Genomic DNA, 1,078 nt, shown 5'->3' with positions numbered 1-1,078 from the left:
GCGCGCCCATGCTGTTGCCGCCGACCAGATCGACCGGGATATTCGCCTCCTGCATGGCCCGCAGCACGCCCAGATGGGCAAAACCGCGCGCCCCGCCGCCGCCCAGCACCACGCCCACGGCGCGGCCCGTCAGGTAGCGCGCCAGCCGGGCGTAATCGCCCGCATGCTGGCTGCGCGTGGGATAGACGCGTTCAATCTGCCGCCCGGCGCGCCAGACGGTGGTCACCTCGGGGGCGGCGGTCGCCGCCGGGTACAGCACCACCAGGTGCTGGCGCTTCATGCCGAAGCCAGGCTCGTCGATGAGCTGCTGCTCCAGCGCGCCGCGTTCGCGCGAGGCTCCGGCATTGGCCACAAAGATCACCTGGTCGGCCTGGCGAAAGGCCCGCCGCGTCCACGAAGAGGGCGTGGCATCGGCCTCGTAGACCAAAAAGTCGTAGGCATCTTCCAGCGCGTCAAAACGGTCGGCACTGCCCGCACCTTCCGAGGTTTGCGAGCCGCGCTCCAGCTCGGCCGAGGGGGTGATGTGGTGCACCCGGCCCATGCGCCCAAAGGCCTGGGCCAGGCCGCGCGCCACCTCGGCAGAGCCCGCCCCCTCGTGCAGCGGCACCACCACAAAGGCCTGGGCCTGGTGCCGATCCACCACCTGGGTCGTGTGGCGCAGGTGGTCAAAAATAGCTTGGGAAAACACCCGGTTGAAGGCCAGCGGATGGCGCACCAGCATGGCCTCGAAGTGGCTGCGGTCCAGCACGGCCAGGGTGGAGTCGCGCACGGCGGTCACGTCGGCGGTGCGCGGCTGGCGCAGGATCATGCCCATCTCGCCCACGCTCTCGCCGGGTCGGATTTCGTTGTACAACAAGACGCTGCCGTCGCGGTTGCGGCGCGAAGCCCGCAGGCGGCCGGTAATCACGAAGAACATGCTGTCGGCCGCCGCGCCCTCTTCCAGCACCAGGCTGCCACCGCGCACTTCCTGCAGCTCCAGCACACCGGCCAGCTCGTTCAACACCGCCTGGTCCAGCGTGCCAAATACGCGGCTGTCGCGCAGCACCTGGAGAACCCGCGCGTGGAATTTATCCTTACC

The 1,078-nt window shown here is 69.2% G+C and carries 1 protein-coding gene; it reads right to left on the bottom strand.

Annotated elements, in window-relative coordinates; genetic code table 11:
- Positions 1–1,078: cyclic nucleotide-binding domain-containing protein (locus tag AC097L_RS25990; RefSeq protein WP_479589573.1), on the bottom strand; the 1,078-nt coding region annotated here is incomplete at both ends.

It is taken from the genome of Rhodoferax sp. RT5P35, assembly GCF_056521385.1.
This window is presented reverse-complemented; position numbering and strand designations above follow the sequence as displayed.